Source organism: Mycobacterium paraintracellulare, assembly GCF_000276825.1.
GTDB classification, from domain to species: domain Bacteria; phylum Actinomycetota; class Actinomycetes; order Mycobacteriales; family Mycobacteriaceae; genus Mycobacterium; species Mycobacterium intracellulare.
Map to the genome: position 1 here is coordinate 4,308,605 of NC_016948.1, position 23,860 is coordinate 4,332,464.

The following is a 23,860-nucleotide window of genomic DNA, read 5'->3' on the forward strand; positions in this document are numbered from 1 at the left end:
TCGGCGTGACCCTCAAAGACATCGCCCTGAACACCCTCGACGGCCGGCCCACCACGCTGGCCGAATTGTCCGACGGCGCAACGCTCGTCGTCAACGTGGCCTCCAAATGCGGGCTCACTCCGCAGTACACGGCCCTGGAGAAGCTGGCCAAGGACTACCGCGACCGCGGCCTGACCGTCGTCGGCGTCCCCTGTAACCAGTTCATGGGACAGGAACCCGGCACGGCCGACGAGATCCAGGAGTTCTGCTCGACGACCTACGGGGTGACGTTCCCGTTGTTGGCGAAGACCGACGTCAACGGCGACGGCCGCCACCCGCTGTACGCCGAGTTGACGAAAGCCGCCGACGCCGATGGCCAGGCGGGAGACATCCAGTGGAACTTCGAGAAGTTCCTCCTCGCACCCGACGGTGCGGTGGTGCAGCGCTTCCGGCCCCGCACCGAGCCCGACGCCCCCGAGGTCATCAGCGCCATCGAGGCCGTGCTGCCGCGGTAGGTCGGCGCTCGCTAGGCGAGCATCGGGTCGATCGCGGAGCGCGGCACCAACACCTGAGTGGCGTCGGGCACCATGCGACCTTGGTCGAAAAAGAAGATCACACCGTCGTTGGTGACCGCGAAATTCTGGTAGTTGGCGGGGTCGTAGGCGGCGGCCGGCGCGATGGCCACCGGCGGGGGCGTCGGCGTCTGGTTCGCGGGAGGTGTGGTCTGCGGCTGGTTCCCCGGCGGGGTCTGCGCCGGGTTCGCGGGCGGCGCGGCCTGCTTCTGCAGCTCGCTCTGCACGATCGGCGCGACGGTCTGCAGCGGGTCGTCGACGCGCCACAAGGGCGTGTTGTTCTTGTCGTCTGAGGCGGCGGTCCACACGATCGCCTTGCGATAGGTCTGGTCCCAGTTGAACGACTTGAACGTCGTCTTGGGGGCGCCGGTGTTCTCGACGACCTTGAACACCACGGCCTCGGTGCCGCGCGGTGGTATCGCCGACCCGTAATTCGTCGACGAAATGGTCAGTTGGTAGGGCTGGTCGCGGGGTGCGGACGATTTGGCGGCGTTGAGGAAATCGTCGCGCTCCTTGGTGATGAAGTCCGCCACCGACTTCTCGTCGGGGTAGTTGACCGGGAAGCTGATGTCGACGTTGTAGCCGGGGTCGGCCATCTGGATCTTGCATGCCTGGCCGGTGTTGGCACCCTTGAGTTCGGCGCAGTAGTCCTTCGGCGGCGCGGCGGCGGCGACGCCCGCCGAGCCGAAGAGAACGAGGGCCGTGGCGGACGCTGCCACCTGGATGCTGCGCATGTGGGATCTCCTCCGACAACTCGCGGTACCGATGCGACGGACGGAGGTAAAGATATGCCATCGCGTGCTTGGCGAACACGTTCCCGACTGATCATTCGCTTTGCGAACGTTCGCGCCAACGCCCCCGCCGGGCGTGAAAACGGCCCCCGGAGCAATCTCCGGGGGCCGTTTTACCTGGTAGCGGGGACAGGATTCGAACCTGCGACCTCTGGGTTATGAGCCCAGCGAGCTACCGAGCTGCTCCACCCCGCGTTGGTGAATGCCAGGTTACCGAACCGGTGTCACGGCGACCAAATCGCGCGCTCAGCGGGGTGAGCGGCCCGGCGTTCGCTGACAGGACTGCGCCGGGCGCGTCAGAGCGCCATCCCCATTTGCGTCAGTCTGACCCGGTTCTCGTCGAACCACTCCTGTTCGCGACCAGGCTCAGGCAAAACCAATCCAGCCTCCATTGCATTTGCCGGGTCGACTTCGGTCAACGCGACGAGAAATTCGGCTTCAGACTGGCCGGTGGCACGACTCCACATCCGCGAGAATTCGCGCAGCATCGTTTGGCGGGTCGCGGCATCGCGCCCGTGGCGGATGGCGCCGAACAGGTAGGAGTGGCTCGCCTGTTTGCGGCCAACGAAGCAGTCACCCACCGGGATCTCGTGGAAAAGAACGTTGACGAATAATTCCGGTGCTCCGGTGGCGCTGGTGTGAATGGTGGTGATCTCGTCGGCGATTCGAGCCTTCGCCGACTCGCTCAGCAGTCCTGGCGGACTGTAACACTGGTAGACGGGCATTTCGTGGGAGTCCTTTCGAACGAGTAGGGATTTGGCCGGCGCTATGCCGCCAAGGAAGGCGAGCAGATCAGCGACCCCATCGGGGCGACCGAACCGGCCGTGCTAACCACGCACGGCCGCCATGAATCTTTCGAGTTCGCATGGGATGTCGGGTCCCGAGGGCTCGATCATGACCTCGGTGGCACCGGCCTCCGCCATCGCCGCGACGGCCCTCCCGACCGCGTCGGCCGATCCGCTCAGGGTGACCGACGGAACCGAGGCGTAGCCTCCGGCATGCCAGGCCGCCATGTCGGCCGTGTTCATCTCGACCATGGTCCCCTGGTGAATGTGTAAGTGGCGCAGGCGTTGCGGGATCCGCTCGATCACGTCCAACCACGCTGCGCCACCCGGCATCTCGCGCAACGCGTCGGCACCCTGCGTGGTGTAGACGAAATGATATGCCGCCGCCCAGGGGGCACCCACCGCCGAGCGGACCCGTTCGTCTGCCAGGCTCTCCCCTTCGTCGAGTACGGTGCCCATTGTCGCTACCACTGTGCGCGCAAAATCACGCTGTCCGGGCACGACATTGAACATCGAGATGATCCCGTCGGCGCCGACCCGCTTGGCGACGCCTGCACCCTTGGGACCGGTTGCCGCCAGCAGCAACGGGATTCGCAGAGGCAGCACCTCCGATTGCGATGAGCTGAGCATCAATTTTATGGCCGCACCTTCCCAGTCGACCACCTCGCCGGCCAACAGCGCCTGGTAGGCACGGATATAGGCCTCCATGTACGACCATGCGATCGGGGGCTGGCCGATGGCCGCGCGGCTGGAGAATCCTGTGCCGAACGACGTCAGAATGCGTCCGGGTGCCACTCGGTGCAGTGAGACGGTCTCTGCGGCGTTGACCAACGGATGACGCTGTGTCGGAATCAGTACCGCGGGACCCAGCTCAATCGTCGTCGTCCGCTCGGCGGCGCGGTGCAAGGCCAGCCAGACGTCATCACCACCGAACGGACTGTCGTAACAGTAGGCGCGCCGATAGCCAAGTTTCTCCGCTGAGGCAATGTGCTGAGCCGACTCGATCGACGGTGGTAACGCGACGCTTACCGCAACATCCGTCATCGCCTCTCTACACCTCCGGCATTCGCTTGCTGAGTTTTTGCAGCGTCAGCATTTCGCGTCCTTCGTCGTCGAGGTACGGGATGCCGATCCCGTACTCTTCCCACCGGCCGGCAATTATGGATTCCAGCTCGGGCGATAACCGATCGGTCGGCGGGAAGCGGCGCCCGCCCCATTCCGCGCGAGGCTCGATCTCCCAGCTACGGGTGGCGTCGATGAGCACCCGCGTCCACTGGCCGGCCCCGTACTTGTTGGTGTCGTTCTTCTCCGGCGGGGTCGACGGATCGAGCGAGGAGCCCAAACCCGGTCCAAAGAAAGCGATGTCGCCGAGCCCCGCGTTGACCCGATAGGACATGGCCCAATCCAGCGCGACCGGATCGTGGATGTCGATGTCCTCCTCGACGACCATCACGTTTTTGTGGAACCACACCGATCCCCCGGTGCCCCAGAGCGCCGCGGCGATCTGTTGCGCGTGGCCGCGGTACCGCTTCTGGATCTGCACCAGTGTGTTCTGGCCGTTGGTCACCTCGGTCATCCAGAGGTCGGTGATGCCGCCGATGCCAAGATCGTCGAGCACGTTCCAGGTGATCGCCGACCGTGCGAAGTTGGTGATGCTGTCCTCGTTGAACATCCCCGGCCGGATGCCCTCGAGGGTGCCGCGAAGCACCGGGTCGTTGCGGTGGGTGATGCGGGTGACCCGCAGGACCGGCGCCGGTGCCGCGCCGCCGATGAAGCCCGGATACTCGGCGAACGGACCCTCTACGACGAACGTCGAGGGGTCGGGATCGATGAAGCCCTCGACGACGATCTCCGCGGTCGCCGGCACGTGCAACGGCACAGATTCGCAGGGCACCAGGTCAACGGGTCGGCCGAGCAGCGCCCCCATCATGTCCCACTCACAGACGTTCTTGGGAAAGGGGCTGCCGGCGCAGAACGGCAGCACGTCGTGCCACCCATAGACAACCGCAACCGGCATCGGCTCTGGCTTGTATTCCTCCATATGGCCGCCCCAGCCCTGGCTGGGCACCAACAATTTGGCGATCTTGTCGCGGTCGACGATCTGGCCGCGGTAGAGACCAATGTTGTCGCGTCCGGTTACCTTGTCTTCGGTGACGACGCCGCAGAAGGTGTCGATGTAGCGGCCGCCGTCCTCACCGTGCCACTTCGGGACGGGGAGCTCCCACAAATTGATGTCGTCGCCTTCGACGATGTTCTCTTTGACCGGGCCCGAGTCGACAACGCGTGGTGGGATGGGCTTTTTGAACGCCTCTCGCAAGTGACGAACGATGGCCGAATCGCTGGTGCCTTCTGGCAGCCCGAGCATCAGTTTGAACCATCCCGAGTTTCATGCACCCTCGGGGTTCTGTGAGCCGGCCGATTGGTCGGTCACGAGTTGGGAATAGTAGCGGGTCTCGGCTTCGGCGGGTGGGATGCGTCCGAGGCGGTGCATGAGGCGCTGCTGGTTGTACCAGGCGACGTAGTCGGCGGTGATGTACTCGACGTCGCCCACGGTGTTGAGCTTGCCGCGGCGGAACGGGGAGTCGGCTCGGACGCACTCGTTTTTGTAGAGCCCGATCGTGGTCTCGGCCAACGCGTTATCGTAGGCGTCACCGACACTACCGACCGACGGTCGGATCCCCGAAAGACTCAGTGTCTCACCGAATCTCACGCTCGTATATTGCGACCCGGCATCGCTGTGGTGGATCGCACCGTCGATCGGATGCCCCTGGCGGCGGCGTAGTGCGGCGGCCTGACGGATGGCTGATTCGACGAAGCGGGTGTGCTTGGAGGCCGACGCCTCCCACCCCAAGATGGCTCCGGCATAAGCGTCGATGACAAACGCGACATAGACGAAGATCCCGGTCACCAACTTCACGTAGGTGAAGTCAGCCACGAGCAGCAGGTTGGGAGCGGGCACGGCGAACTGGCGGTCCACCAGATCCGGTGGCCGCACCGCGGCCGGGTCCGGGATCGTGGTGCGCACCTTCTTGCAGCGTCGCACGCCCTGCCAGCCGTTTTTACGCATCAGCCGTTCCACCGTGGACTTGGCCACCGGGATGCCCTCGCGCTGCAGATGGGCCCACATCTTCAGCGACCCGTACAGCGACTCCGGTTTGCGGCGGCCCTGCTCGTCGGGCTCGTAGCAGCCGGCCAGGATCTGCGTGATCGTGGCATCCCACAGGGCCCGTTTCGAGGGCGCCCGCGTAGCCCAGGCGTGAAACGTTCTCGGGGCGATCGGCATCCCGTGCTCGGAGAGCACGCGGCAGATCGGAGCGACCCCGAAACGGTCCCTGTTCTCGGCGATGAACTCGCAGACCGTGGCTGTCAGCGGCGGTTGCGCGGGTCGCTCTCCCGCACGAAGAAACTCGTTGCCGCTTTGAGGATTTCGATGGTCTGCTCCAGCTCGGCGTTACGGCGCTTGAGCGCGCGGATCTGCGCCGCAGCGTCACTGGACACACCGTCGCGCTCACCCTCGTCGACCTGATGCCGACGGATCCAACTTCGCAGCGTCTCGGCGGTCATCCCCAGCCGCTGAGACACCGCAGTGATCGCCGCCCACTCGCTTGGATAGTCATCACGATGATCCAGCACCAAACGCACAGCCCTGGCCCGGGTCTCCGGGTCGTACTTGCTCGCCACGACATGCACCTTCCCAAGAAGAGAGGTGCGCATCAAACGCGGGACGGTTCAGTTGGACCTGGCGCCGGCTGCCCAGTGCCGACGTCAACAGCTTTGTGCACCTGGTGTTCTCATGGCCGACAATGTTTTCGAACAGCAGAGCCGGGCCGCCCAGAGACAGGTTGGCGCGGGTGATCGCACCGATTTCCTGGTCCCAGTCGACAGCGGCCCTGACCCGACGCAACTGGTCCGCCGCTTCCAGTGTTGCCAGCCAGCTACGCAGGTCGGGTCCCGCACCGGCCCCGTCCGGTTGGGTGATACTCGTCGTTTCCGGCAGGCTTGTGCCCGTGGTCATTTCGGTCTCCTCACTCGATCGGGGCGCACAGCGGCTGGCGCAACTCCTGCTCGATCCGGGTGGCCCACCGGTCGGCCTCCGTTAGAGCTGAGTCGCCGTTTGGGTGTTGCTGATCGTCCTTCCAGCGCTTGATCAGACTGTGTTCGATGCCGAGCTGATCAAGGACCCGGCCGACCACATAATCGGTCACTTCGTCGACCGAGGTGGGCCGCGCGTAGTACGCCACCGTCGGTGGGAAGATCACGGCTCCGGCTCGCGCCAGGTAGTGCATGTTCTCCAAGTGGATCTCACTCAACGGGGCCTCGCGCGCGACCAGGACCAGCCTGCGTCGTTCCTTGAGCGTCACGTCGGCGGCGCGCGTGATCAGGTTGTCGCTGAAGCCGATTCGGATGGCGCTCAACGTCTTCATGCTGCACGGGCAGACCACCATGCCGTCGGTGCGGAACGATCCACTGGAGATGCCGGCGGCGAGGTCGCGTGCGCTGTACGCGTGTGAGGCCAACGCCCGAACCGCCTCGACGCTGGTATCGGTCTCGAGCTTGATCGTCGCCCGCGCCCAGTCACTCAACACCAGGTGCGTCTCGACACCCAAGTGCCCGAGGGTTTCCAGTAGGCGGATGCCCAGAGCGGCACCGGTCGCTCCGGTCATGGCAATCACCAATCTCATGACCTCCTCCTTTCACGGATCGCCGCTCGAGAACAGCTACGGCGTAACGTTTTCCGACTTCAGCAGCCACGCCTCTTTCTCGAGGTCATCGATGATGGCGTGCAATAGGTCGGCGGTCGCGGGGTCAGCAGCGTCGACGTCGTCGTGCACGGCGCGGATGGTGCCGACGACGGCGTAGATGCGGGTGGTGATCAGGTCAACGGCTTCGGCGGCGCCGATCAGACCCGGGGGGATAGCCGGAACCGTCGTCGTCGCCACCACCGTGTCCGAGCGGCCGTCCGGGACCGCGTCCAACGCGCGCAGTCGTTCGGCGATTGTGTCGCTGGCCTCGCGGGCGGTGTCCACGATGGCGTCAAGTTGCAGGTGCAGGTCGCGGAAGTTCGTGCCGACGAGGTTCCAGTGCGCCTGTTTGCCTTGCAGGTGCAGTTCGATCAGGTCGACCAGGACCCTCTGCAGGTCTTCGAACAGGCTCGCCGCGGCCCGAAAGGGCCGTACGTCGGCGGCGTTACGCCGGTTGGCGGACAGTGAGATCGTCATCATGCTTCCCTTCAGATGGGGGCCGGGTGGCGGTACCCACGGCAATCCTTCCGTCGTGGATCCAAGTCTGCGGCGAACCGAACGGCCGTCGCATCCGCCGGTGGCTAGTCATGCGGGGTCGTCGATCTTCACGCCATAAGGGGTCCGACGGCCCATGCTCCGGAACCCTTCGGTTCACTATGCGTTGCCGAAAGGTTGTGCCCACTTATCAGACGGGACATCTTTCCCACAATTAGCGCCATGGCCGTACAAACGCCTGGGCGCTCTGCTGCGCCGCCTTGTTCAGCCGAAGCGAGAAAGTCCCGTGCAAATCGCTGCCGTTGTGCACACGCCGCGCGCGGTGATTGCGCTCGACGCACGCACTGTCGCCAGCCTCCGGCATGTCGAAATCCCACGCGTCACGCGAGCAAGTCCCGGCGGTAGGCGGTCGGCGTCGTCGCGAGCCTCCGGCGCATCACCGCCGCCAAATGCTGAGAACTCGCGAACCCGCATTGGTGGGCGATATCGGTGATGCTCAGTGACGGGTTGCCCAGCAGCTCACAGGCGTGCATGAACCGACGATTCATCAGCCACCGGTGCGGCGGCTCTCCGGTGCCCTCCAGGAACAGTCCTGAAAGGCGTGTCGTCGACAAGCCCACCACCGCCGCCAGTTCGTTCAGGCCGACATCATCCGAGAGGTGCGCCTCTAGGTAGTCGATTGCGCGCCGCAGGCGCCAATCCCGATAGCCTGGACCGCTTTTCTTCGCTAAGGACGGGGATCCCGACACACTCGAGTGCTGGCGTATAAGTCGAACAACGAGTTGTTGACCGAGAGAGTCAATCATCATCCGGGAACACCCGTCCCGGTGAGTCATTTCGCGAACAATCTGCCGGCATATGCTCTCTGCCAAGGGGTCCCGGGAACACATTGGATCGATCAACGTGACCGACCGAGCCACCTTGACGGCGCCGCTTTCCACCGCGAGCATTTCCACCATCGCGTGCGGCACATACACATGCAGATAACTAAATGGCCGCTCAGCGCTGAATACTCCTCTTGGCTGTTCGCCGGCGACCACAACGTTCATGTGGAAAGCCGGATGTTCGCGGCCCCATTTGCGGCGCCCGTCACCAAAGTACGTGTGGTGGTGATGTCCGCTCAGGGGCATGGCGATAAGGTCCGTGGTGTCGACGGCCGGACCCACCAATTCGTATGCCGATTTGTTTTCGAACCGCCAGATCGCTGCGGTAAGAACACCGCCGGAGCCTGTGATGCGTTGTCCGGGCTTGAAGCCCAGGCACTCAGAAACATCTTCGGGCGTGACGAATGCGGGCCCAGTCATGCTTGGACGCCCTGCCCAGGCGCCGTGTGGACGCCGCGCGCGGACCGGTCGCGGTCATCCGAGATCACACAGACAAGTCTCGACTCGGTGTCGGGCCTTCAGCCACCGATGATGGGACACGTTTCCCACAGATAGCGACATCGTCCGGCTACGCACGACATTCCCGAAATCGGTGCGTGTCTCGTGCACAAGGTACGCGCCGCAGACACGCCAGTCACCCACCTGTCGCGGTAGACACGTCCGAACGTTTCGTTTTACACGCGGAGGAACACGATGGATGTCAATCGGTTGGATGCCCAAGCGGCATCCACGGTCACGGCGGAGAAATCGGCCAAGTCTCAAGCGAGACCGAACGCTCGATTTCCGGAGCACCGCCCCCTGCCCCTGCCGTCCGTGACGAGCATTGCAGGGCAAGCATGCTTTCACAGCTTTGTCGCGCTATCGCTGGTGTTCGCAAGCGCCATGTTGTGGGCGGCAACATTCGGCGAGCTTCCCATGTTCGTCAAGCCTCCCACACATTGCGTTCAATACGACTTCGGCCCGGCGGGCTCGGCTGACCGCCTCAGTCGATGAAGATGGGCATGAACACACACCGAAGCACGAGAACGAGATTCGGCTCAGAGCGCTATCGCTTTGTGATCCCGGATTATTCGCGGTCGACCGAATTGGACGACTCGCTTGGCCGGGATGTCGTTTTACGACAACTTGTCCTGCACGGCCTCGCCACGGTCTTGCTGATGATGGCCGCCTTCGCAATCAGCTGTTAGTCCTCGCGCGTCGTCCGCCGACAAAAACGGATCAGAAGGAGACTCAGTGTGCCTGAATTCGGCGAAACCGCAGTCGTTCTGGGGGGAAGCATCGCCGGCCTGATGGCCGCCCGTGTTCTGGCTGACTACTACACCACGGTGACCGTGGTGGAACGAGACGTTCTGCCCGAACGCCCAGTGGCCCGCCGCGGAGTGCCCCATGGCCCCAGTCCGCACATTCCCCAAGTTCGCGCCACGCAGACCATGGAGGAGCTGTTCCCCGGGCTCCTCGATGAGTTGGTGGCGATGGGAGCGCGAGTGTGGAAGGACGGTGACCTATCGCGAATCTGGATGTCGTTCGCTGGGCACAAATTTCTGCAATCCGGCACCATCCCGGATCCCGAGACGGTGATCAAGTACTACGTCAATAGGCCCCTACTCGAGTGGTGCATCGGACGCAGAGCACGCCACATTCCCAATATCGAGTTCCTCGTTGGCCACGATGCGGTGAGACTGACTTCGACTCCGGCCCGTAACCGGATTACGGGTGTCGTGACCGCACAGCGTGACTCAGGTGCGGAAAGAATCTTGGCCGCCGATCTGGTGGTCGACGCCACAGGACGCGGTTCGCGGACCCCGGTATTCCTCGACGATCTCGGCTACCGTCGCCCCCACGAAGATGAGCTGATGGTGCATGCCGCCTACGCGAGCACGTTGTTGCACGTGCCACCTGGAACGTTGCGCGAATACATGGCTGTCAGTGGCGCATTGCCCGGCCGGCCAACGGGATTCGCAATGTTCGCCGGCGAAAACGACACCTACATGGTTGGAATGCAGATGATGGCGGGAGGCCAGCCGCCCTCCGACCACGACTCGCTGCTGGCCCGCTTGGCAGAAGTCGCGCCCGCGCATGTCGTTGAAGCCGTGCGTCGCGCCGAACCACTCGGACCGCTGCGTCAGCATCGCTTTCCAGCGAATCGGTGGCGCCGATACGACAAGTTGACGGCGATGCCTCAGGGTTTGATCGTCATCGGCGACGCCATGTGCAGCTTCAATCCAGTTTACGGGCAAGGAATGTCGATCGCCGCTGTCGAGGCGCTCATCCTGCGCACGTGCCTTGAGCGCGGCGACCGCGACCTTCAGCGGCGGTATTTCCGAGCGGCCGCCAGGGAGATCCGGACCGCTTGGCAGGCCGCCGTCGGGGCAGACCTAACGCTTCCTCAAATCCAGGGGCCGCGGCCTTTGTCCATGCGAATAACAAACGCGTACCTCCGTCGGGTTATGGCAGCCGCGGAAACCGACCCCGTCGTCGTCCAGCAATTCATGCGGCTGATTGGCATGGTCGACCGTCCGTCGCGCCTGCTGCGCCCCTCGATGGTGTTGCGTGTCATGACGAAGTCGAGGCGGGCGACCAAGGACAAAACGCACGTCAGCGCCCAGCCCTGCAAAGAGGAACAGGTCAATGGACATCTATGAAGCGCTCTACACGACCAGAACGATGCGCCGCATGCGGCCGGACCCGATACCCCTGGGCACGCAGGCCCGCATACTTGATGCGGCGATCCGTGCGCCCAACGGCGGCAACACCCAGCGCTGGCATTTCCTCGCGGTCGACGATCCCGCGCTCAAGCGCTCGCTGGGTGAGTTGTACCGCCGCGGCCGCGAGAAAGAGCACGAAGAATTCAGGACAGGGACAATGGCCGCGCCCGCGCCCGGCCTGGATCCCACCGCGCACGCCGACACGCTGCGTCGCGTCATCCGCTCGGGCGACTACCTGGCCGATCATTTCGACGAGACACCGCTATTGCTCTTTGTTTTCGCGATCGACGACCACGGCGGTGCCAACATCTTTCCCGCCATCTGGAGCGCGCTGCTGGCCGCCCGCGCCGAAGGCGTCGGCGGTGCCATGACAACTTTGCTTCGCTATTTCCCAGATGCGGTGAATGAGCTCTTGGGGGTGCCGATCGAGCAGGGGTGGACGATGTCGGCCATGGTGGCGTTCGGGTATCCACTCGGCAGGTGGGACGTTGCCGCCAATCGCCGCCCGGTGCACGAAGTCTCATCTCGTAACCGTTGGGGCGCTTCTTTCGGCACCGACGTGCCGCGACCACTGTGGCCCGGTAGCGACGAACCAATCCTGGGCAATCGGTTGCGGCAGGTGAATCCCGACTCCCGGTGTTGAGAGCCAAGGATTCCATTCCACATCGATCAAATCGGGGAGATTGCGTGAGCACTTCAAACAAGGGCATTTTCGCTCGACGCCACGACGACGCGCGTGGACGCCCTGTGAACGGGCATCAGCGGCTGCTCGGCCAAACCGGGTTCCGGATGGTCCGGAAAGCCGACACTACAACGGATTTCAGCGTCGTCGAAGCCCGCGTCAGATGACTTCGACACCAATGCCGGCACCCGAGGTTGCCGCGCGCTACGACTTCGTGATCTGTGGGTCAGGGTCTTCTGGATCGGTCGTCGCCGGTCGGCTTTCGGAGAATCCGGACGTTACGGTGCTTTTGCTCGAGGCCGGTGAAACCGATGATGTTTCGGCAGTCCACGATCCCACGCAGTGGCCGCTGAACTTGGGTAGCGAGCGTGACTGGTGTTTCGTCTCGCAGCCGAGCGCCCATCTCAAGGGCAGATCGGTGCTGCTGTCGATGGGGAAGGTGCTCGGCGGGGGGTCGAGCATCAACGTGATGGTGTGGGCTCGGGGACATCGAAGCGACTGGGACTACTTCGCAACCCAGGCGGGTGACGAAGCCTGGGGCTATGAATCGGTGCTTGACATCTACCGTCGCATTGAGGATTGGCACGGGCCGGCAGTCTCCGCCCGCGGCACCGGGGGCCCCATGTCCGTGACGTCCCCGCCCGACCCCAATCCGATCGCTCCGGCCATCGTCGAGGCTGCTCGCTCGCTGGGGATCCCGAGCTATCCGAGCAACAACGGCGCCATGATGGACCGCGGCGGCGGCGCAGCGCTCTTGGACGTGACATTGCGAAACGGGCTGCGGCAGTCCGTGTATCGCTCCTACGTTCATCCGCACCTGCACCGCCCGAACATGACAGTCCTCACCGGTGCGACGGTGACTCGGTTGGTCGTCGGCCGAAACCGGGCTACGGCGGTCGAGTTCTCGCACAACGATCGGACGCACCAGGTCGTCGCGGCACACGAGGTAGTTGTCTCGCTTGGGGCCATCAACACGCCAAAAGTCCTCATGCACTCCGGTATCGGCGACGCTGACGAGCTGCGGCGCTTCGGAATTCCCGTCGTGGCGCATCTTCCGGGCGTCGGCAGAAACTATCAGAGCCATCCACGGATCGACTGCGTGTGGGAATTCCGCGAGCCACTCGAGCCACGGAACAACGCCGGGGGCGCCGGGGTGTTCTGGAAGAGCGACCAGAACCTGGAGGCACCCGACCTGCAGATCTGCTTCGGCGAAGTTCCGTTGTCCAGCAGCGCGAACGCTGCCGCTTATGGCCTGCCCGAGCACGGGTGGACGGCGTGCGCCGGGGTGCTGCGCCCGAAAAGCTCTGGCCGAGTCCGGATTACCGGAGCAAGGCCATGCGACCCGGTGTCGGTCGAAGACAACATGCTGGCACACCACGACGACCTCGCGGCCGCCATCGCCTGCGTGGATCTCGCCCGTGAGATCGGCAACTCGACAGTACTTCGGCGTTTCAACAAGCGCGAGGTCATGCCGGGCGATCTCACACGTGCCGAGCTCGAACAGTTCATCCGCTATGGGGCCGAATGCTATTTCCACCAAAGCTGCACGGCGAAGATGGGACGCGACAGCATGTCTGTGGTCGACTCGAACCTCAAAGTTCATGGCATAGAAGGGCTTCGGATTGCAGACGCCTCAATCATGCCTCGGATCACCACCGGCAACACCATGGCGCCCTGTGTCGTCATCGGTGAGCGCGCCAGCGACATCCTCAAAACGGCGCACGGACTCTGACGCCGGCGCTTGGGCATCTGTTTGTCACCCTGAACCTGGACGATCTGTCGGCAAGACCCGGTCAAGTTGACTGCGCGAGCTGATATCGAGCTTGGTGAACACCTTGCGAAGGTGGTACTGGACGGTTCTGGGGCTGATGAACAACCGGGCGCCGATCTCCGGATTCGACAAGCCGTCCCGAGCCAGCCGCGCGACCTGAGTTTCCTGCGCCGTCAGCTTTTCACCGTCGACACCGGCAGTGCGCTTTCGTGCGGTCTCACCGGTGGCCTGCAGCTCACGTCGGGCCCGTTCAGCGAATGCCTCCATCCCCATCGCGTCGAGCATTTCGTGCGCGATACGCAGCTGCGTCCGCGCCTCCGTGCGCCGGCGCCCCCGCCGCAGCCATTCACCGTAGAGCAGATGCGTGCGGGCGAGCTCGGCACGGACACGACTGTGCCCGTAGTGTGCGATCGACTCTCGGTACAGCAGCTCGGCGGCCTCACCGTCGGCCAGCAGCGCACGGCAGCGCGTCTCCACACCGAGCGCCCATCCGGTGCGGGAAGCGCTGGTCATCTCGGTGATCCACTCCATCGCTTGGGTTGCCTCTTCGCGCATTCCGCTTCGCACGGCGGCCTCGACAAACTCTGCCGCGGCCCAGTTGGCCACCCCCGGGTAACGAAGGCTGGGATACTCCTGTTGCTCGAGCCCGCGGCGGGCGGCCGCCAGTGCTTCCGCGTAGTTGCCGAGGCCGTTATGAAGCAGGGCTTTCGTCCACTCGGCCACGGCGATCGAGATGCCTTCTCCCCGTTGAGGGGCTTCTGCAACGGTCCGCGAGATGAGCGCCTCCGCGTCTGCTTGATGGCCGCGGATCGAGGCCAGGGTCATGGCGGCGTACGGCGCGAGGTTGCTTCCCGTGGCCTCTGTCACCGTGTGCTGCTCTTCGACCAGCACGCTCACAGCCGTCAGATCGCCAACGAACGTCAGCAACATCGCCCGTGTGCTCAGGGCGAGCGGAAGCGCGTTCATCGCGCCCGTCTTACGTGCCAACGTGAGGTAACGTTGCGAGAGCCTGTCCCAGTGTGCGTCATCCCAAAGGTGCAGTGCCGCTTGGCTAGTCAGCCACATCCAGCGAAGCTCGTCATCAACCGACATACCGGTTCCCGTGGCGTCCAGCGCCGCACGCAGGTATGGCACCGCGGCCGAATACCCCTCGATGAAATTCGCCGCCAGCCCGTTAAGCACGAGATCGGGAGCGCGTGGCAGCTCCGCCGATCGGGGGGCCGCGGTCGCAGCCCTTGCTACCTCGAGTACGTGACCCCCCGGACTGGCGAGACGGCCTGCGAACTCAGCGGCGGAAATCGCGTCGAGGTACGTCTCCCGGGCCAGTCTGGCGTCAATCGGCTCGAGGCGCCGCGCCGCCCGAAGCAGCAGGAGCGGAGCATCGCCGCCCCGGTTCGTGGCGTATGCCAACTGGGCACGAATGAGGTCCGCCCGAGCATGCTGCAGTTCGCTGAGCGGTCCGCGCTCGGCCATGGCAAGCAGATCCAGCGTCGAGTCGAACGCGCCGGCGTCGGCTTTCGATGCCGCGGCAACCAGAGCGCGCTCGACGCGAAGGGCCGGATCGAGGGTCAACATCGTCGCCCGCTCGTGAAAGGCGGCCGCGGCCGCCATGCCGCCACGGGCCCGCGCCCGCCCTGCCGAACGCTCCAACTCGGCGGCGACGTCCTCGTCCGGACCTGGCGCAGCATGTGCGCGATGCCATGCGCGCCGGTCAGGATCGGAGTCCGGGTCGGTCACCTCGGCCAGCGCGGCGTGTACCTGCTGTCTGATGTGCAACGGGGCCGCCCGGTAGGCGGCTGAGCGTGCCAGCGGATGGCGGAAACGCACCCGCGCACCGAATTCCGCCAAGCCCGCCTCGATCGCCGGGGTGGCGGCCTGCGCACGGATCTCCAAACGTGCGGCGGCGCGCCACAGCAGCCCCGGGTCGCCGAGCGGCTCCGCCGCCGCCAACACCAACAATCGACGGCTCTGATCGGGCAAGGCCTCCACCCCGCGGCGGAAACTTTGCTCCATCGCCGCTGACAGCCGCGGCGCCCCTGGTAACCCGAACCCGCCGGCCAGTTCTCGCCCCGCGAGACTACGGGGCAATTCGAGCAGCGCCAGTGGATTGCCGCGAGTCTCGGCGATGATCTGGTCGCGCACCCGCGCATCCAGCGGCGTGGCCAAAACCGTCTCCAATAAAGCTCGCGCGTCCGTTTCCGTGAGCCCGTTGACCTCCAGCGTCGGGAGCTTTTTCAGCTCGGGGTTCACAACCCGCGTCGTGAGGACCAAACCCACAGATTCAGCGGCCAACCGCCGGGCGACAAATACGAGCGTCTGCGACGAGGCCTGGTCGAGCCACTGCAGATCGTCGACCAAACAAACGAGCGGCTCGACCTCAGCCATGCTGGAGAACATGTTCAACACCGCCAACCCGACGAGAAGGCGGTCCGGTGCGGGACCTATCGTTTGACCCAATGCCGTGCTCAAAGCGTCGCGTTGCGGCACCGGCAGATAGTCGAGACGATCGAGCATCGCCGCGCACAACTGGTGCACCGCGGCGTAGGCCAGCTCCATCTCCGACTCGACCCCGCTGGCACGGATGACGCGACAGCCGGCGGCCCGTTCACCGACGTAGTCCAGCAAGGCCGTCTTGCCGACACCCGGCTCTCCATGAAGTACCAGAACACGACTCTCACCGGCGCGTACGCGGGTGAGAAGCTGTTCCAGCGCAACACATTCCGCGTGCCGGCCTATCAGGCCACCACCATTCCGTGGCGGCGACACCGGGTCCACGGTGTCGAGAATAGTCGCGTGGTCAGCCACCCGCTGGCCAAAGGATGCTGTTCGGGCGCCAGGCGTCGTTCACGATGATGTCACGCGCTGACAAGAGCTTGAGCCCCCAGGTTCCGCGCCCGGTGAATTTCTTTGTCGCAGTGTGAGTCCAGCGTCGCGCACGCCGCCACTTATCCGGCAGCGTTTCTCAGGTGATCGCCGTTCGTGTCGCCGATCCACACGTTGTGACATCCTCCGGCTTGTACTCGTCGTCGCCGGCGCGACACGATGGGCGTATGGCGGAGGCCAACGCAACAACTCGTGTGGTGGTGATCGTCGTCTTCGACGGCGTGAAACTGTTGGACGTTGCGGGTCCCGCCGAGGTGTTCGCCGAAGCCAATCGGTTCGGCGCACGCTATTCGCTCGAAATCGCATCGGTAGACGGACGCGATGTGACCACGTCGATCGGCACCCGATTCGCTGTGACGTGTCCCCTCTCGGCCCTCGAATCCGTCGACACCGTCATGGTCGCGGGCGGTGACACGCTGATCGGGCGGCCGATCGATCCCGCTCTCATCGAAGCACTCAAGACCGTCCCGGGCCGGACCCGGCGCTTGGCATCCGTTTGCACGGGTTCGTTCATCCTGGCGCAGGCGGGCCTGCTCAACGGCAAGCGGGCGACCACGCACTGGCGGCATACCGGGCGGTTGGCCCGCATCTTCCCCGAGGTGAGCGTCGAACCGGATGCGATCTTTGTCCGCGACGGAGATGTATTCACCTCGGCGGGAGTGTCGTCGGGCATTGATCTCGCGTTGACGTTGGTGGAGGCGGATTATGGAGCCGAGTTGGTCCGTAAGGTCGCCCGGTCGTTGGTGGTATATCTCAAACGCGCTGGCGGACAATCGCAATTCTCCGTCATGGTGGAGGCCGACCCTCCGCCGGATTCTCCACTCAGGGCGGTTACCGATGCCGTCAACGCGGATCCAGGTGCCGACCACAGCGTGAAAAAGCTTGCGGCTCAGGCATCTTTGAGTACGCGCCAATTGTCCAGACTGTTTCAGTCCGAGTTGGGTTTGACGCCGGCACGTTATGTCGAGTTGGTTCGCGTCGATTTCGCTCGTGCCGCACTCGAAGCCGGCCGGACCGTTGCCGAGACCGCACGGGTAGCGGGCTTTGGGAGCACAGAAACACTCAGGCGGGTTTTTCTCAGCCGCCTGGGCATCACCCCCAGCGCCTATCGGGATCGTTTCCGCACCTCCTACGACTGAAACAACCGGGCCGGCTGCAACAGGTCGTGCATCCCGATGCGGTGGAGCATCTCGGCCCTGAGCCTGTCGAGCACGGCGAAGCCGACCTCCGCGCCATCATCGGCAGGGTCGATATGGACCCGAAAAGGACGCTGCCCAAAGGGTTCTTGCACCACGTTGACGACGGCTTCGGCCACTGTGGATGCATCGGCATCCGGAGGCACGATCGCTGCAACGGCCTCACGAATGCGGGCGGCGAACCCCGCGTACGGTCCGCCCTCATACTCGTCGACCACCGCCTCATCAGCGGGTGAGCCGGCACGTGCGAAGTGGTTGGTGCCGCTGGTGAACGCGCCGGGAACGATGATGGTCGTCTCGATGCCCCACCGCGCGAGCTCCCGGGCGTAAGCCACGGCCAACGCATCCATCGCGGCCTTCGCCGCAAAGTAGGGGGCGAGATAGGGTGGCGTGCCGCCGGCCGCACTGCTGCTCGATACCCACACCAGGAGGCCTTGCCGTTGCCGTCGCATGTGCGGCAGGATCACGCGGTTGACGCGCTGCGTGCTCAGCACGTTCACGTCATAGAGCTCTGCCAACTGTTGCGGTTGAAACGCCTCGGCCGGGCCGAACACCATCTGTCCCGCGTTGTGAACCACCACGTCGATCCGCCCGTTGGCCTCGAAGATCCTTTCAATCGCGGCATCCACCGAAGTCTGCGACTGCACGTCCATTTCCACAGCCCGCAGCTCGACGCCATTGTCCTTCGCGAAGTAGCCGATCGCCTCAACCTGAGACGCGTTGCGGCCGTCCGTGTCCCGCATCGACGCATAAACCCTGTGGCCGGCTAACGCCAGCGCTTCCGCGCTGAGGCGGCCGAACCCGCTTGATGCACCGGTGACCACGATGACGTCGCGACCCATATGGAAAGCTTGACTAGCCTATCGGGTGATCGCATCCGCCGATGGCTAGTTCTCGTCCCTCTGGACTTCCCGGACGCCGCGTTGGCCCGCACGGCCGATTCATCCTGCCGCGGGCAGGCTCGCCGTGTCCTGCGGCGGCCAAAGCGGTTGCGGCACTTCGACACCGAACGGCGTGTTCCAGCCGTTTCGGGATGAAACCTCGTGCACGGGATGCCGATTGGCCGCGACACCCCATTTGCCCCGCGGGTAGCCGAGGGCCAGCATGGCCGACATCGTCCAGCCCTCCTCGACGGGGACGCCCAGTAACTCGTTGACCCTGTCCTCGAAGTTGCGGAGCACCATGGTCATGACGCCGCCGACGCCCTCGGCGCGGGCGGCCAGCAGCACGCTCCAGATCGCCGGGAAGATGTTGGCTCCACCGAGGTCGTCGATCGCGAAGACGAAGAGCAGCAAGGGAATCTCTTCGAAATGGTCGGCCAGGTAGTCCCCCGACCCCTTGATTCGGCGCATCGTCTCGGCGTGGGCGGCCGCGTCGGCACCGGGCGCGGGCGCCACCATCGGTCCCGTCCCCGCCCCGAACTTCTCGTATTCGAGGGCGCGGGCCCGCCGGAACAGTTGGGCGAACTCACCGATGAGCGCCGGATCGTCGACGGCGACAAAGTGCCAGCGTTGGGTGTTGGCCCCGTTGGGGGCGCGAATGGCCGCGTCGAGGATGCGGGCCTGCGTGTCCAGCGGAACCGGATCCGGCCGCAGCCGCCGCATCATCCTGGTGGTGTACAGCGCCTCGTGGATGTCCATCTGTCTACTCCCTTCCGGGCTATTCTGGCCAGCTGTTGTGCAGGATCTTGTCGACGAAGTCGACGCGCTCGAACTTGGGATCGAAGTGCGCCAGGACGTCGGCGTTCATGGTGCCGGCCGTGGTGTGCGGGCGGTGCTTCATGCCGTCGTTGAACGCCGCCAGGATGCGGTTCTTGAAATCGGGGCGCGGGTGGGCGGCGGTCACCGCGGCGAGCGCCTCGGGAGCCAGCTGCTCGCGCCCGACGCCGACCACGTCGACCTCCACACCGGCCTGCAGCAGCGCGACTTCGGGCGCCAGGAACTCGGGCACGCCGGGCGTCGTGTGCAGGGCGATGCCGAGCCACACGGTGTCGGCGTCGGCCTTGTCGGCGCCGGCGTCCATCAGGAAGTCCCGCGCCGCGTTGGCGCCGTCGACCTCGAAGCGGACGGTTGAGTTGCGGTAGTGGTCGGTCAGGCCGACGTCGTGAAACATCGCGGCGGCGTAGAGCAGTTCCAGGTTGGGGTGGATCCCGCGGCGCAGGCCCTGCAGGGCGCCGAAGAAGAACACCCGCCGGGAATGGTTGAACAGCAACTCGTCTTCGGTGTCGCGAATGAATTCGGTGACCTCGCGCGCCAGCGCGGTGTCGGGCACGTGGATGCCGGCGATGGCGTCGATCGAGCTGGTGGTCATGGTCGTGTCTCCTTCTGCGGCGACGGTTGTGCCCAGTGTGCGACGGTCCGGTCGATCCGACGCCGCTCGTTTGAGCCGTCAACTCCTCAAAAAGCGACACAATGGCTGACGTGGCGCACGAGGGAAAGCATTCGCGGGTGGTGGTCATCGTCGTCTTCGACGGGGTGACGCTGCTCGACGTCGCGGGGGCGGGTGAGGTCTTCGTCGAGGCCAACCGCTTCGGCGCCGACTACCGGCTCAAGATCGCGTCGGTGGACGGCCGCGACGTGACGAGCTCGATCGGGACCCGGTTGGGGGTCACCGATTGCCTGTCGGCCATCGACTCCGCCGATATCGTCCTGGTGGCCGGCAGCGACCACCTGCCCGGGCGACCGATCGATCCGGCGCTGGTCGAGGCCGTCAGGTCGGTCGCCGCGCGGACCGGGCGGATGGCGTCCATCTGCACGGGGTCGTTCATCCTCGCGCAGGCCGGCCTGCTCGACGGCCGGCGCGCCACCACGCACTGGCACGACGCCCGGTTGTTGGCCCGCGCCTTCCGGGACGTCACCGTCGAGCCCGACGCGATCTTCGTGCGCGACGGCGACGTGTTCACCTCGGCGGGGATTTCCTCGGGTATCGACCTGGCGCTGGCACTGGTCGAAATGGATCACGGGACCGAACTGGTGCGCGACGTCGCCCGGTGGCTGGTCGTCTATCTGAAACGGGCCGGCGGCCAATCACAGTTCTCGGTGCTGGTCGAGGCCGATCCCCCGCCGCAGTCGCCGCTGCGCGCGGTCACCGAGGCGGTCGCGGCGGACCCCGGCGCCGACTACAGCGTGAAAAAGCTTGCGGCCCTGGCATCGTTGAGCACCCGCCAGCTGACCCGGCTCTTTCAATCCGAGCTGGGGATGACACCGGCGCGCTACGTCGAACTGGTTCGCGTCGACTTCGCCCGTAACGCGCTCGAGGCCGGCCGATCGGTCACCGAGACCGCGGGCATGGCCGGCTTCGGCAGCATCGAGACGCTGCGACGCGCGTTCGTCAATCACCTGGGCATCAGCCCGAAGGCCTATCGGGACAGGTTCCGAACCGCCTACGCCTGAACGCTATTTGGTGTTGTTGTACTTGGTGATCGCGTCGTCCAATCGCTGCAGCGCCGCGCCGTAACCGGCGAAATCGCCCTTCTTCTGCGCGTCCTTGGCCGCGCCGATCGCAGCCTGGATCTCTTGCAGCACAGCCGCTTTGGCCGGTGACAGCGCCACCGACCCGTCCGGCGCCGGCGGGACGGCCGCGGGCGGCGGCGATCCCGGCGTCGCGGCGGGCGCCGGCGCGCTGGGCGGCGGATTCGCCGGGGTCCCCGCCTCGGTGGGCTGAATGCCCGTCGCCGCCGCCCCCGCGCCGGGGCCGAACAGCCCGGTGAGCGCGTCGCGCACGGTCGGGCCGTACCCGATCTTGTCGTTGTACATCATCGCCACCCGGATCAGCCGCGGGTAGGACGACGCGGCGTCGCTGGCCCCCGGGGAGGCGTACACGGGTTCGACGTAGAGCAGCCCGCCCTGCCCCACGGGCAACGTGAGCAGGTTGCCCCACCGGATCCGGTTCTGGTTGTCGCGCCCGATCACCCCAAGGTCCTGGGACACCGCCGGGTCGGTGGTGATCGCGTTGTTGGCCAGCTTGGGCCCGTTGACCTGGCCCGGGATGGTCAGCACGGTGATCCGCCCGTACGTCGCCGGGTCGGAGCTGGCGCTGATGTAGGCGGCGAGATAGTCGCGCTTGAACCTGTTCATCGCGCTGGTCAACTGATACGACGACGAATTGTCGTTCTTCGCAATGTTTTTCGCGACGATGTAATACGGCGGCTGATAGCTGCTGGCGGTCGGGTTCGGGTCCAGCGGCACGTCCCAGAAGTCCGACGTGGAGAAGAACGTCACCGGGTCGTTGACGTGATACTTCGCCAGCAGCATCCGCTGCACCTTGAACAGGTCCTCGGGATAGCGCAGGTGCTCGGCCAGCTCGGGGGTGATGTCGCTCTTGGGCTTGACGGTTCCGGGGAACACCCGCATCCACGCCTTGAGCACCGGATCCTGCTCGTCTTGCTGATACAGGCTGACGGTGCCGTCGTAGGCGTCGACGGTCGCCTTCACCGAGTTGCGGATGTAGGAGACCCGCTTGTCGGGTGCGAGCCTGTTGAACGCCACCTCGTTGGAGTCCGCGGTCGCCGACTCCAGCGACGTGAGTTCGGAATACGGGTAGTTGTCCAGTGTGGTGTAGCCGTCGATGATCCACACCAGTCGCTTGTTGACGATCGCCGGGTAGACGGCGCTGTCGGTGGTCAGCCACGGCGCCACCGCCTCCACCCGACGCGCCGGGTCACGGTTGAACAGGATCTTGCTGTTCGAGCCGATCACGTTGGAGAACAAGAAGTTCCGCTCGGCGAACTTGGCGGCGAACACGCTGCGCGACAGCCAGTCGCCGAGGGGTACGCCGCCGAGTCCGGTGTAGGTGTAGTTCTTGGTTTCGTTGCTGGTCTCGTAGTCGTATTCGCGGTCGGCGCCGTTGCGCCCGACGATCGCGTAGTCCGCGGCCGTGTTGGAGATGACCGGCCCGTAGTAGACGCGCGGCTGGTCGAGCGGCGCGGGACCGTCGGACACCACGTTGCCGTTGGCGCCGACGACGTTGACCAGGAATTCGGGGTAGCCGCCGTTTTGGTTGGGGTCGTTGGCGATTCCGCGCACCGTGTTGGCCGGTGACGCGATGAACCCGTTGCCGTGGGTGTAGACCGAGTGCCGGTTGATCCAGTCGCGCTGGTTGTCGATGAGGCGGTCGGGGTTGAGTTCGCGGGCCGCCACGACGTAGTCCCGCAGCGACCCGTTGCGGTCCAGGTAGCGGTCGATGGAGAGCTGGTCGGGGAAGTAGTAGAAGTTCTTGCCCTGCTGGAACTGGGTGAACGCCGGGCTGACGATCGTCGGGTCGAGCAGCCGGATGTTGGAGGTGGTGGCGCGGTCGTCGGCGACCTGCTGGGCGGTGGCCTGCGCGTCGCCGGTGTAGTTGCGGTAGGTGACCACGTCGGCGGTCAGGCCGTAGGCTTGCCGTGTCGCGGCGATGCTGCGGCTGATGTATTCGCTTTCCTTTTGCGCGGCATTGGGTTTGACGCTGATCTGCTCGACGATCAAGGGCCAGCCAGCACCCACGATCAACGACGACAGCAGCAACAGGACCAGGCCGATCGCGGGAATCCTCAAGTCCCGCAGGACGACCGCGGAGAACACCGCGCCCGCGCAGATGAGCGCGATCGCCATGAGGATCAGCTTCGCCGGCAGCACGGCGTTGATGTCGGTGTAGCCGGCGCCGGTGAAGGGCTTGCCGCCGCGGGTGTGCGACAGCAGCTCGTAGCGGTCCAGCCAGTAGGCGACCGCCTTGAGCAACACCAACAGACCGACCAGGGTGACCAGCTGGATCCGCGCCGACCGGCTCAGCGCGCCGGTGCGTCCGGAAAGCCGAATGCCGCCAAAGATGTAGTGGGCCAACAGGTTGGCCACGAACGCCAGGAACACCGCCACGAACAGGTAGCTGAGCAGCAGCCGGTAGAACGGCAACTCGAACGCGTAGAAGCCGAGGTCCTTGCCGAACTGCGGGTCTTTGATGCCGAAGTCGCCGCCGTGCAGGAACAACTGGATCCGCACCCAATAGCTTTGGGCGATGATGCCGGCCAGCAGGCCGATCGCCACCGGGACGCCGGCGCTTACCAGCCGCAGCCGGGAAAGGACCAGGGCGCGGTAGCGCGCCACGGGATCGTTGTCGTTGCTCGGTACGAACACCGGCCGGGTGCGGTAGGCCACCGCGAGCCCGGCGAACACGATGCCGCCCACCAGCAGGCCCGCGATCAGAAAGACCACGAATCGGGTGACGAGCACGGTGGAAAACACCGAGCGGTAGCCGAGCTCGCCGAACCACAGCCAGTCGACGTAGGCGTCGATCAGCCGCGGGCCCGCGAGCAGCAGAGCGATCACACCCAGTGCGATCAGGATCAGAATCCGGCTACGCCGAGTCAGCTTCGGCATTCTTGCGGTGGGCCGCATCCCCACT

20 protein-coding genes and 1 tRNA gene are annotated in these 23,860 nt (G+C 65.1%); 6 read left to right on the forward strand and 15 right to left on the reverse strand.

What is annotated here, in order from left to right:
- Positions 1 to 5 precede the first annotated feature (5 nt).
- Positions 6 to 494, forward strand: a complete 489-nt coding sequence (locus tag OCQ_RS19905) for a glutathione peroxidase (RefSeq protein ID WP_008259599.1) — start codon at positions 6 to 8, stop codon at positions 492 to 494.
- 11 nt (positions 495 to 505) lie between these two features.
- Here the strand turns inward: OCQ_RS19905 and OCQ_RS19910 are convergent, their stop codons facing one another.
- From OCQ_RS19910 to OCQ_RS19955, 10 genes are all read right to left on the reverse strand, one after another.
- Positions 506 to 1,285 (reverse strand): RsiV family protein, encoded by a 780-nt coding sequence (locus OCQ_RS19910; RefSeq protein ID WP_009956618.1) that lies wholly within the window; start codon positions 1,283 to 1,285, stop codon positions 506 to 508.
- Between the two features lie 175 nt (positions 1,286 to 1,460).
- Positions 1,461 to 1,537 (reverse strand) — tRNA-Met (locus tag OCQ_RS19915).
- Between the two features lie 101 nt (positions 1,538 to 1,638).
- Positions 1,639 to 2,067 (reverse strand): tautomerase family protein, encoded by a 429-nt coding sequence (locus tag OCQ_RS19920; protein ID WP_014383140.1) that lies wholly within the window; start codon positions 2,065 to 2,067, stop codon positions 1,639 to 1,641.
- Positions 2,068 to 2,169: 102 nt separating this feature from the next.
- The gene (locus OCQ_RS19925) at positions 2,170 to 3,171 is read right to left on the reverse strand and encodes an LLM class flavin-dependent oxidoreductase (protein ID WP_014385622.1); all 1,002 of its coding nucleotides are present in this window, start codon (positions 3,169 to 3,171) and stop codon (positions 2,170 to 2,172) included.
- Positions 3,172 to 3,178: 7 nt separating this feature from the next.
- Positions 3,179 to 4,492 carry a UbiD family decarboxylase gene (locus OCQ_RS19930; RefSeq protein ID WP_014385623.1) on the reverse strand — a complete coding sequence of 438 codons (1,314 nt, stop codon included), beginning with the start codon at positions 4,490 to 4,492 and terminating at the stop codon, positions 3,179 to 3,181.
- A 21-nt stretch (positions 4,493 to 4,513) separates the two neighbouring features.
- A protein-coding gene (locus tag OCQ_RS19935) for an IS3 family transposase (RefSeq protein ID WP_139826619.1) occupies positions 4,514 to 5,808 on the reverse strand; the annotation gives its coding sequence in 2 pieces (ribosomal slippage) (positions 4,514 to 5,535 and positions 5,535 to 5,808; 1,296 coding nt in all).
- The gene (locus OCQ_RS26255; RefSeq protein ID WP_080588039.1) at positions 5,744 to 6,142 is read right to left on the reverse strand and encodes a UbiD family decarboxylase domain-containing protein; all 399 of its coding nucleotides are present in this window, start codon (positions 6,140 to 6,142) and stop codon (positions 5,744 to 5,746) included. The genes OCQ_RS19935 and OCQ_RS26255 overlap by 65 nt, the downstream gene beginning before the upstream one ends.
- Before the next feature lie 10 nt (positions 6,143 to 6,152).
- Positions 6,153 to 6,809, reverse strand: coding sequence for a UbiX family flavin prenyltransferase (locus tag OCQ_RS19945; protein WP_014385624.1), 657 nt, complete (start codon positions 6,807 to 6,809; stop codon positions 6,153 to 6,155).
- A 36-nt stretch (positions 6,810 to 6,845) separates the two neighbouring features.
- Positions 6,846 to 7,349, reverse strand: coding sequence for a Dps family protein (locus tag OCQ_RS19950; RefSeq protein WP_014380898.1), 504 nt, complete (start codon positions 7,347 to 7,349; stop codon positions 6,846 to 6,848).
- Positions 7,350 to 7,744: 395 nt separating this feature from the next.
- Positions 7,745 to 8,668: a helix-turn-helix domain-containing protein gene (locus OCQ_RS19955; protein WP_014385625.1), complete on the reverse strand. Its 924-nt coding sequence runs from the start codon at positions 8,666 to 8,668 to the stop codon at positions 7,745 to 7,747.
- A gap of 815 nt (positions 8,669 to 9,483) precedes the next feature.
- Here OCQ_RS19955 and OCQ_RS19965 point away from each other — a divergent pair.
- The 3 genes from OCQ_RS19965 (at position 9,484) to OCQ_RS19975 (ending at position 13,367) form a co-directional block, all read left to right on the forward strand.
- On the forward strand, positions 9,484 to 10,890 hold the full coding sequence (locus OCQ_RS19965; protein ID WP_014380901.1) for an FAD-dependent oxidoreductase: 1,407 nt from the start codon (positions 9,484 to 9,486) through the stop codon (positions 10,888 to 10,890).
- Positions 10,877 to 11,596, forward strand: coding sequence for a nitroreductase family protein (locus OCQ_RS19970; RefSeq protein ID WP_014712220.1), 720 nt, complete (start codon positions 10,877 to 10,879; stop codon positions 11,594 to 11,596). The genes OCQ_RS19965 and OCQ_RS19970 overlap by 14 nt, the downstream gene beginning before the upstream one ends.
- Before the next feature lie 217 nt (positions 11,597 to 11,813).
- On the forward strand, positions 11,814 to 13,367 hold the full coding sequence (locus OCQ_RS19975) for a GMC family oxidoreductase (RefSeq protein ID WP_014385628.1): 1,554 nt from the start codon (positions 11,814 to 11,816) through the stop codon (positions 13,365 to 13,367).
- Between the two features lie 24 nt (positions 13,368 to 13,391).
- On the opposite strand, the gene OCQ_RS19980 is transcribed toward OCQ_RS19975, so the two are convergent.
- Positions 13,392 to 16,181 (reverse strand): helix-turn-helix transcriptional regulator, encoded by a 2,790-nt coding sequence (locus OCQ_RS19980; protein ID WP_080588077.1) that lies wholly within the window; start codon positions 16,179 to 16,181, stop codon positions 13,392 to 13,394.
- Positions 16,182 to 16,456: 275 nt separating this feature from the next.
- Between OCQ_RS19980 and OCQ_RS19985 the strand changes: the two genes are divergently transcribed.
- Complete coding sequence (locus OCQ_RS19985; protein ID WP_009956601.1) at positions 16,457 to 17,428, forward strand: GlxA family transcriptional regulator; 972 nt, start codon at positions 16,457 to 16,459, stop codon at positions 17,426 to 17,428.
- Here OCQ_RS19985 and OCQ_RS19990 read toward each other — a convergent pair.
- From OCQ_RS19990 to OCQ_RS20000, 3 genes are all read right to left on the reverse strand, one after another.
- Positions 17,419 to 18,327, reverse strand: a complete 909-nt coding sequence (locus OCQ_RS19990) for an SDR family oxidoreductase (protein WP_014385632.1) — start codon at positions 18,325 to 18,327, stop codon at positions 17,419 to 17,421. The genes OCQ_RS19985 and OCQ_RS19990 overlap by 10 nt on opposite strands.
- A 99-nt stretch (positions 18,328 to 18,426) precedes the next feature.
- On the reverse strand, positions 18,427 to 19,125 hold the full coding sequence (locus OCQ_RS19995) for a nitroreductase family protein (protein ID WP_014380908.1): 699 nt from the start codon (positions 19,123 to 19,125) through the stop codon (positions 18,427 to 18,429).
- Between the two features lie 19 nt (positions 19,126 to 19,144).
- A complete protein-coding gene (locus tag OCQ_RS20000) occupies positions 19,145 to 19,795 on the reverse strand; it encodes an HD domain-containing protein (protein ID WP_009956598.1) in 651 nt (216 codons plus the stop codon).
- Between the two features lie 101 nt (positions 19,796 to 19,896).
- Between OCQ_RS20000 and OCQ_RS20005 the strand changes: the two genes are divergently transcribed.
- Complete coding sequence (locus OCQ_RS20005; protein ID WP_014385633.1) at positions 19,897 to 20,877, forward strand: GlxA family transcriptional regulator; 981 nt, start codon at positions 19,897 to 19,899, stop codon at positions 20,875 to 20,877.
- A gap of 3 nt (positions 20,878 to 20,880) precedes the next feature.
- On the opposite strand, the gene OCQ_RS20010 is transcribed toward OCQ_RS20005, so the two are convergent.
- The gene (locus OCQ_RS20010) at positions 20,881 to 23,859 is read right to left on the reverse strand and encodes a UPF0182 family protein (RefSeq protein ID WP_026071234.1); all 2,979 of its coding nucleotides are present in this window, start codon (positions 23,857 to 23,859) and stop codon (positions 20,881 to 20,883) included.
- Between the last annotated feature and the right edge of the window lies 1 nt (position 23,860).